We start from the raw sequence: 7,907 nt of genomic DNA, 5'->3' as shown, positions 1-7,907 counted from the left end.
CATAAAATGGAAGTTTTTTTGATAAGTTTAATCACTCATTGAGAATCGGTTGGTCATTAAATTGCTAGCATCATCTAAGACTTTTGCCAATAGTTTATCTGTTTCTGACTGAATCTGGTCACTAATTTTTTGATTTTCAGCTTCAAAATCAATACTCTCACCATTTGCCAAAGCCGTATCGACACGATTAATCATGGCATGGCCAAGAGCCATAGTTGTTTCGACATAGTCATCCAAATCAGCTTCGTGATGTTGAAAATGAGAATCACAGATGGCAGCAATCAAGCGATTACTCCAGTAGAAATTGCCTGTGTCAACCTTATCAGTTGTTTGACGGAAATAAGCAGGCGTTGTACCAACTTGAGTCCAAAATGGTACCATGGTTCCAAAAGGCATTGATCCATAGGCTAACCATTGGATACCAGTCGTTTCAGAAGGTTTATGAGGACGCATTTGCAAGAGAGCTGTATGACTCGTACGATTAATACCAATTGGACGGAATTGACGTTGACTAACAGCATCACCTTGAGGGCCATAAGGATCATAAGGGGTGTCTTGATAATGAAGGCTCAAAACATATTTAACGTCTTCAACTGTAATTTTGCGGTAAGGTTTTTGACCCCATGGAATGAAGAATGATTTTGGATCATACTCCTTTTCTGGATTCAAAAACTTTTGCATAGCCCAAGCACGTGGTGTATTGTAATGACGGTCCTTATCTCGCTGGCTACCAAAGGCATATCGTGGATTGAAGTGTTCGTTAGAATAAGTCAAATCCAAATGATGCTTATTAATAAAGTCACGAATATCTGGTGAAGCGAGATAGTCATCTGGATTTTCAAATTCATAATGATCAATACCTAGTTGATTTGGATTGGTAACATAAGCATCATCCGGAACACGTCTAGCAATCCAATGGTGACCACCAATTGTTTCTAGCCACCAAATTTCTTCAGTGTCAGAAAAAGCAATACCATTTGACTCATAAGTTCCATAAGTTTCAAGGAGTTGTCCCAAGCGAAGAACACCTTCACGAGCAGTCTTAATATAAGGTAAAACCAGAGTCAGCATATCTTCTTCGCCAAATCCATCTTTAACAAGAGGATCCGCACCAAGAACACGCGCATTGGTTGTGATTGTTTCCGTTGCACTCATAGCAACATTCGCTGAGTTAATACCGGCTTCTCCCCATATACCATCTTTACCAAGGGCATCTGGTACGGAAGTATAACCTAATGGATTATCTGGCAAATCAATCGAAAAATCGCTAAGCACAGATTGGTAATGACGTGGTTGGTCCTCGGGTGTTACTACAAGAAACTCTTTAGGTGTGAAAACACCTGATTGAGAGTCTTCAGTACGGGCAATCATGGTAGAGCCATCATATGAGGCTTTCTTACCTACTAAAATCGTTGTACAAGCCATAAAAGCTTCCTTTCTACTTACAAATCGTCCGCAATTTTATTGATTTTTCTGAGACGATGGTTGACACCACTTTTGGTCAAAGGCGGTTCAATACTATCAGCGATTTGCTGGATTGAGTAATCTGGATTGGCAATACGGAGTTGGGCAATTTGACGCAGTTCAGCCGGCAAAATTTCCAAGCCAACCGTATCCATAATCTTGATAATGTTATTGATTGTTTTCATGCTAGCACTGATAGTCCTAGCGATATTAGCCGTTTCAGCGTTATTAGCTCGATTGAGGTCATTTCTCGTCTCTCGCATAATCTTAACTTCTTCGAAAATTTCCTTTGAAGTCATGGCTCCAATGACAAGAAGAAAATCCATAATATCTTCTGCTTTTTGAAGATAGGTCACAAAGCCATTTTTATGTTGCAAAACCTTGGCATCAAGCATAAATTTTTTCATGAGAGAGGCTAAATCCTCTGCGTGGTCCTGATAAACAGAGAATATTTCTAATTGATAACGTCCTTTTTCAGGGTCACGTACCGTTCCTGTTGCCAGAAAAGCCCCTCGTAAATAAGACCTTCCGGTCTCATCGTCTTCCATTATTGACGTCTCAATCCCTGTCTCAAAGCCAAAGAAAGAATCCGCCAATTGTAAATCAGACAAAATATCATTGGCTTGGTCCGCTACAAAAACCGTATAGACACGATTTTTCTTGAGATTAGTCTTATTATGGTGTCTTAATTCAGGGGCAATATGATAGCGACTCTCCATTAATTGATAAATGTGACGAGCAATCTTTGCATTCTCTGTCGAGATAGAAAGTGTCAGCCCTTGATTGGTCAAACCTACAGAACCAGACATCTTAATCAAAGCTGACAATTCAGCCTTATCTTTGGTTGATTCAGCAATGATCTCTTCTTTAACCTTGATTGTGAAACTCATGACTTCTTCCTCACTAAATGCATGAGTTCTTCAACGACTAAATCACCATCGTGGAAGGCACCCCCATTTTCTAGGCGAAGAAAATTAGATGAGACAACTGTTTTTGCTTCACGACGTAAACTGTTGAAATCATGGTCAACTTGAACAAGGTATTCGTCAAACTTGTTATTCGTCATATATTCCAATGGAACTTTTTCGATATTTACCAGAACATTATCAATCACATCAGAGCCAAGATGTCGATTAAGCACAGCCACATGGTCCGCATCCGAAAATTGTTCTGTTTCACCATATTGAGTCATGATATTACAAATATAAGTAACATCAGCCTTAGTCTCAATAAGCGCTTGACGAATCTCAGGGATAACTAAGTTAGGTAAAATAGATGTATAGAGAGAACCAGGGCCAAGGACTATCATGTCACTATTTAAAATAGCATCAACAACCTTACGACTTGCTTTTGGTTCATCCTCATTATAAGCATTGGTTACATAAACACGTTCAATCATGCCATCATACTTGGCAATACTACTCTCACCAGCGACCTCATGTCCATCACGAAATACCGCATGCAGTGTCAAGGCTTTTTCACTGGCAGGGTAAATCTTGCCTGTCACATGAAAGAACTTGGTTAAAAGCTGCATAGCGTTGTATGTAGATCCCTGCATTTCTGAAATTCCTGCGATAACAAGATTCCCAAGAGGATGACCAGCCAATGCACCATCAGTTTTGTCAAAACGATATTGGAAAACACGTTCATAAAGTTTAGGCATATCACTCATAGCTACCAAAACATTACGCAAATCCCCTGGAGGTGTCAGTTGCATGATATCACGTAAATTTCCTGAAGAACCGCCATCATCAGCCACGGTTACAACAGCAGTAATATCAACATCTTTATGGCGCAAACTACGAAGAATGACTGGAATACCAGTTCCTCCACCTATTACTGTAATTTTTGGTTTGTTCATGAACGATTCACCGTCTCCTTACGTCGATCTTTATCACGATGTGTTTCGTTGACCGTCCAATCATTTTTCAACTCTTGAGCCAATCGATGTGCAAAAGCTACACTGCGGTGTTGGCCACCTGTGCAACCAACAGCAATAGTGAGAACAGATTTACCTTCTTTTTGGTAACCCGGTAAGATTGGTTTAATAAGTTGAGTCAAATGACTGTAAAACACCTCTGATTCCTTGTGTTCCATAACATAATCATAAACTTCTTGATCCAGACCAGTCTGGTTACGAAGAGCAGGATCATAATAAGGGTTTGGCAAGAAACGCACATCAAATACCAAATCTGCGTCTAAAGGCAAGCCATATTTGAAACCAAAACTCAAGACCTCAATACGGAAAGAAGTCTGATCCTCTGTAGATGAAAACTGTTCAGAAATGGTCTTACGAAGCTGACGTGGGGTCATTTCAGTTGTATCTACAACGTTTTGGCTCAAGCTCTTAAGTGGTGATAAGAGCTCACGTTCAAGCTTAATCCCATCCAACACACGACCATCTGCAGCCAAGGGGTGGCTACGACGTGTCTCTTTATAACGAGAAACTAATTCACCATCTGTGGCATCCAAGAAAAGAATCTTGAAATTAAGTTCCTGATTACTTTCCAAATTGTCTAAAATGACATTTACCTCGTCGAAAAACAATCGACTACGCATGTCAACAACTAAGGCAATCTTAGAGGTCTGTTCACTATGTTTTACCAACTCAATAACCTTAGGCACCAATGAAGGTGGCATATTATCGATGGTAAAGTAACCTAAATCCTCAAAGGATTGAATCGCCACAGTCTTACCTGCACCACTCATTCCTGTTACGATAACTAAATCAATTTGATTCGTCTCCATGAATCTCCCTTTCTAATCCTTTTTCCTTCATCATTCGAATATCATCTGACATCTTCTCCACTTGTTGACTAACCGCCATTATCATTTCTGTCTGCAATTTTTGAATGGTAAGAAAATCAGACTGGTCTTGTTGCACCAAGTGATCAATCTTTTCATGCAAAAAACGAATCTCTTCCTTAGACTGTTTATTCACATGATAGTCATTTCGGGCTTGCAAACGGTCATAATCCGAAGCACGATTCTGGCTCATCATAATCAATGGTGCTTGAACCGCCGCCAAGGTTGATAAGGCCAAGTTAAGCAAGATAAATGGATACTTGTCAAAAGAAATTCCAAATGGTTGAATGACATTTAGTGCCATCCAAATCCCCATAAAAGCTATAAACGACAAGATAAAAGTCCAAGATCCACCAAATCGTGCCACTTCATCCGCAACTTTTTGACCAAAAGTAATCCGACTATCCAATTGTTCCTGGACGTCCTGATACTCATACAACAAATTTTTGGTCACATCATGTACCGTCTCACGTACATGCTCGTTCTTTTCATTGGCACTAGCAATGATTTCATCAAGAAAAACCAATCTATAATCCAAAAGACTGATATTGCTAATAAAATCATGTCCTTGTACAAGAGGATAATCTTTTTTTACAAGCACCTGTATCCGACTGTTAAGTCGTTCAAAGTAAGAGCCATCTGTTTCATCAAACCACTCTTTAGAGATATAATCCTGAACTCTCTTTACCTGCATATTGTCGCCTTCTTTCTAGGCTCTATTATACCACAATGAATCCTTAATCGTTCAATGGATAAGGGAAAAAGAGTCCAAGATTAGTCTCAGACTCTTTCCTCTTTTAGGATATTTGATTGAAAATCATATTATTGGTAATTCAAAGTCCAGTAATAAGTACCATCTCCAGCAATGACGTAAACTACTGCAGCTTGAGTCGTATTAGGATTCATAAGCAATTCACGAACACCACTATTCAACCATTTATTAGCGACAACTGAACTATCTGATTCTCGACGGTAGACAATACCAATACATTTATAATCGTTTACAATATTATGTTAAGTAATATTTATTTGAATGTCAAATTATTTTATGAATAGAAGTTTTTAATAAAAGGATTACACCCCCTAATATCTTAATGGAAATTGTGTGTAAGTTTTGTAAAAATTTCATACTCTTTCGAAATGCAAAAATCGCTAACAGAAAAAGCCTTCACAGTTATAGAAGGCTTCGGACAATATTAACGATTATCAATATTTTCTGGGTAGAGGTCGTGATTAAAAAGGCGTTGCTCTGCCATTTTTTCATACTTAGTTTCTGGACGACCGTAATTATAATAAGGATCAATTGAAATACCACCACGAGGTGTAAATTTACCCCACACCTCAAGGTAGCGAGGATTCAAAAGCTCCACCAAATCCTTACCAATGGTATTGATACAATTTTCGTGGAAATCTCCGTGATTACGGTAACTAAAGAGGTAAAGCTTCAATGATTTAGACTCAACACAGAGCTGGTCTGGAATATAAGAAATATAGATGCTGGCAAAGTCAGGTTGCCCAGTAATCGGACAAAGTGAGGTAAATTCTGGACAGTTGAATTTGATAAAGTAATCATTATCAGTATGACGATTATCAAAAGACTCCAAGACTTGTGGAGAATATTCAAAAATATAAGGTGTCTCCTTATTACCTAGGAGAGTGAGGTTTTTCATTTCTTCTTGTTGTGACATTTTTCTTCCTTTTCTTGTATAATTTTGATGGTTATAGGATGTCCTTTCATCCTTCCTAGACACCACGCTCATTGTCGTAAAGTAGGGTATGCAGTTGAGGGAGGACACGGACGTTCCCCCACGAATCATCTGCAGCTACTGTCTCCCAGAGTTCTTTGAGGCGTTCTAGTTGGTGCTGGACAATATTTCCTTCTGCTTTGGGTTCAGGATTACCAGCTGAGAGAAACATCACATCTGGCTGATACCGTTCCTGAATCATTTTAGCAAAATCCAAGTCAGCATCGTCAAAAACGGGAACCTTGAAGGTCACTTTATCAGGATCAAGCTGAGAGACAATAAAATCAAGTGTTTCCAAATTGACTTCCATCTTTGATGATGGTGGTTTAGGGCTTAGAGTGACCTGATCAATATCTCTTAGCCACTCCTGCCAACGAGATCCTTGGGTTTCAACAGCCAAAGTTACGCCTCTCGCCTTGAGTTTTGAAACGAGTTCCGCCATATTGGCTGCTAAAAGCGCTGGATTTCCTCCAGATAGAGTAACATAGTCATAGGTACCGAGCGCATCCAAAGCTGCAATCACTTCATCAGCTGTCATACGAGTTGGCTTCTCTGAGCCATCCCAAGTGAAGGCTGAATCACACCAATCACAGTGGTAATCACACCCTGCTGTTCTCACAAACATGGTCTTTTGCCCGATGGCTCGACCTTCCCCTTGAAAGGTCGGTCCAAAAATTTCAAGTACTGGTAGTTTAAGTATGCGTTCCCTAGTCATCCAACCACTCCCGTCTAAACTCTGCAAAAGCTGTTGGCGTCTCATAAAGGCGGACATATTCCAAACGAAGTCCTCTTTTACCAGACAGATGTTGACTCGTCGTCTGAAAAATCCAGAAAACCATATTTTCCGCAGTCGTGTTCATATAAGGCAAAGTCTCATTGAGATAACGGTGATCCAGATGAGGTTCCAAATGATCCTTGTAAATGCTCTTAAGGTCACCAAAATCATAGGTCATGCCACACTCATCCAAATACCCACTGACTGCAATCTGGAGATGATAAGTATGACCATGAAGGGACTTGCATTTTCCTTCATAATGAAAGAGATGATGGGCAGCATCAAAAGTAAACTCTTTAGAAACCAATGTACGGTGAGGATTATAAACCAAAGACTCACCTGTTTCAGTCTTGATTTCTTTAGGTGCAAAAAACATTAAGCCTCTCCTCTTTCTGCAAGATATTTTTCAAGACCTCTTTGACGCAAATGACAGGCAGGACATTCCCCACATCCTGTACCTATGATACCGTTATAGCAAGTCAGCGTTTTTTCACGAACATAGTCAAAAGCTCCCAGTTGGTCAGCCAACGCCCAAGTCTCAGCCTTATCCAACCACATGAGTGGCGTTTGGATGACAAAATCATAGGCCATTGCAAGGTTAAGTGTGACATTAAGTGATTTGACAAAGACATCACGACAGTCCGGATAACCAGAAAAGTCAGTCTCACAAACACCTGTCACAATATCAGTAATCCCACGTTGCTTAGCCAACACAGCAGCGAAAGAAAGGAAAAGATGATTACGCCCGTCCACAAAGGTATTAGGCACTTCACCTTCTTCAGACTCAATCTCGATATCAGATGTTAAGGCATTTTCAGTAATTTGTCCAAGCAAGGACATATCCAAAACATGGTGTTTAAGACCTTGTTCTTTTGCAATCTCTTTAGCTACTTCAATTTCCAAGCTATGACGTTGCCCGTAAGCAAAAGTAACTAGTTCAACAGTTTCATAATGTTTTAAAGCCCAAAATAGGCAGGTTGTAGAGTCTTGACCGCCACTAAAGACGACCAAAGCAGATTGACGATTCATAATATTCCTCTTTATCTCTGATGTTTGAGACACATAAAAAGCTCCCTAGAGGGAGCCAAAAAACGCCATTACTGGTTTTTTTAGCGATG

The 7,907-nt window shown here is 39.8% G+C and carries 9 protein-coding genes; all 9 read right to left on the bottom strand.

Going from position 1 to position 7,907, the window contains the following annotated elements; all coding sequences use genetic code 11:
* Positions 1–27 precede the first annotated feature (27 nt).
* A complete protein-coding gene (locus HSISS3_RS04070; protein WP_021151793.1) occupies positions 28–1,425 on the bottom strand; it encodes a C69 family dipeptidase in 1,398 nt (465 codons plus the stop codon).
* Positions 1,426–1,442: 17 nt separating this feature from the next.
* Positions 1,443–2,354 carry a DNA-binding protein WhiA gene (gene whiA / locus HSISS3_RS04065; RefSeq protein WP_021145244.1) on the bottom strand — a complete coding sequence of 304 codons (912 nt, stop codon included), beginning with the start codon at positions 2,352–2,354 and terminating at the stop codon, positions 1,443–1,445.
* Complete coding sequence (locus HSISS3_RS04060) at positions 2,351–3,325, bottom strand: YvcK family protein (RefSeq protein ID WP_021151792.1); 975 nt, start codon at positions 3,323–3,325, stop codon at positions 2,351–2,353. The genes whiA and HSISS3_RS04060 overlap by 4 nt, the downstream gene beginning before the upstream one ends.
* A complete protein-coding gene (gene rapZ / locus HSISS3_RS04055; RefSeq protein WP_008534782.1) occupies positions 3,322–4,212 on the bottom strand; it encodes an RNase adapter RapZ in 891 nt (296 codons plus the stop codon). Before rapZ ends, HSISS3_RS04060 begins: the two co-directional genes overlap by 4 nt.
* Entirely contained in the window at positions 4,193–4,963 is a 771-nt protein-coding gene (locus HSISS3_RS04050; protein ID WP_021151791.1) for a DUF1003 domain-containing protein, read from the bottom strand. The genes rapZ and HSISS3_RS04050 overlap by 20 nt, the downstream gene beginning before the upstream one ends.
* Positions 4,964–5,465: 502 nt before the next feature.
* The gene (gene queF / locus HSISS3_RS04045) at positions 5,466–5,957 is read right to left on the bottom strand and encodes a preQ(1) synthase (protein ID WP_003097375.1); all 492 of its coding nucleotides are present in this window, start codon (positions 5,955–5,957) and stop codon (positions 5,466–5,468) included.
* Positions 5,958–6,012: 55 nt separating this feature from the next.
* Positions 6,013–6,729 (bottom strand): 7-carboxy-7-deazaguanine synthase QueE, encoded by a 717-nt coding sequence (queE, locus tag HSISS3_RS04040; RefSeq protein WP_021151790.1) that lies wholly within the window; start codon positions 6,727–6,729, stop codon positions 6,013–6,015.
* Positions 6,722–7,165 carry a 6-carboxytetrahydropterin synthase QueD gene (queD, locus tag HSISS3_RS04035; protein WP_021151789.1) on the bottom strand — a complete coding sequence of 148 codons (444 nt, stop codon included), beginning with the start codon at positions 7,163–7,165 and terminating at the stop codon, positions 6,722–6,724. Before queD ends, queE begins: the two co-directional genes overlap by 8 nt.
* A complete protein-coding gene (gene queC / locus HSISS3_RS04030; RefSeq protein WP_008534792.1) occupies positions 7,165–7,818 on the bottom strand; it encodes a 7-cyano-7-deazaguanine synthase QueC in 654 nt (217 codons plus the stop codon). The genes queD and queC overlap by 1 nt, the downstream gene beginning before the upstream one ends.
* Positions 7,819–7,907: the final 89 nt, after the last annotated feature.

The sequence above is a fragment of the Streptococcus sp. HSISS3 genome (genome assembly GCF_000448605.1).
Classification (GTDB): Bacteria; Bacillota; Bacilli; order Lactobacillales; family Streptococcaceae; genus Streptococcus; species Streptococcus raffinosi.
Note: the sequence above shows the minus strand (reverse complement) of the source record. Positions and strands in the feature narration are given on the sequence as shown.

Bases quoted from the DNA above. Each gene is read 5' to 3' on its own strand.
- queC (WP_008534792.1), bottom strand. From the start codon at position 7,818: ATGAATCGTCAATCTGCTTTGGTCGTCTTTAGTGGCGGTCAAGACTCT.
- HSISS3_RS04060 (WP_021151792.1), bottom strand. From the start codon at position 3,325: ATGAACAAACCAAAAATTACAGTAATAGGTGGAGGAACTGGTATTCCA.
- queD (WP_021151789.1), bottom strand. From the start codon at position 7,165: ATGTTTTTTGCACCTAAAGAAATCAAGACTGAAACAGGTGAGTCTTTG.
- whiA (WP_021145244.1), bottom strand. From the start codon at position 2,354: ATGAGTTTCACAATCAAGGTTAAAGAAGAGATCATTGCTGAATCAACC.
- rapZ (WP_008534782.1), bottom strand. From the start codon at position 4,212: ATGGAGACGAATCAAATTGATTTAGTTATCGTAACAGGAATGAGTGGT.
- HSISS3_RS04050 (WP_021151791.1), bottom strand. From the start codon at position 4,963: ATGCAGGTAAAGAGAGTTCAGGATTATATCTCTAAAGAGTGGTTTGAT.
- queF (WP_003097375.1), bottom strand. From the start codon at position 5,957: ATGTCACAACAAGAAGAAATGAAAAACCTCACTCTCCTAGGTAATAAG.
- HSISS3_RS04070 (WP_021151793.1), bottom strand. From the start codon at position 1,425: ATGGCTTGTACAACGATTTTAGTAGGTAAGAAAGCCTCATATGATGGC.
- queE (WP_021151790.1), bottom strand. From the start codon at position 6,729: ATGACTAGGGAACGCATACTTAAACTACCAGTACTTGAAATTTTTGGA.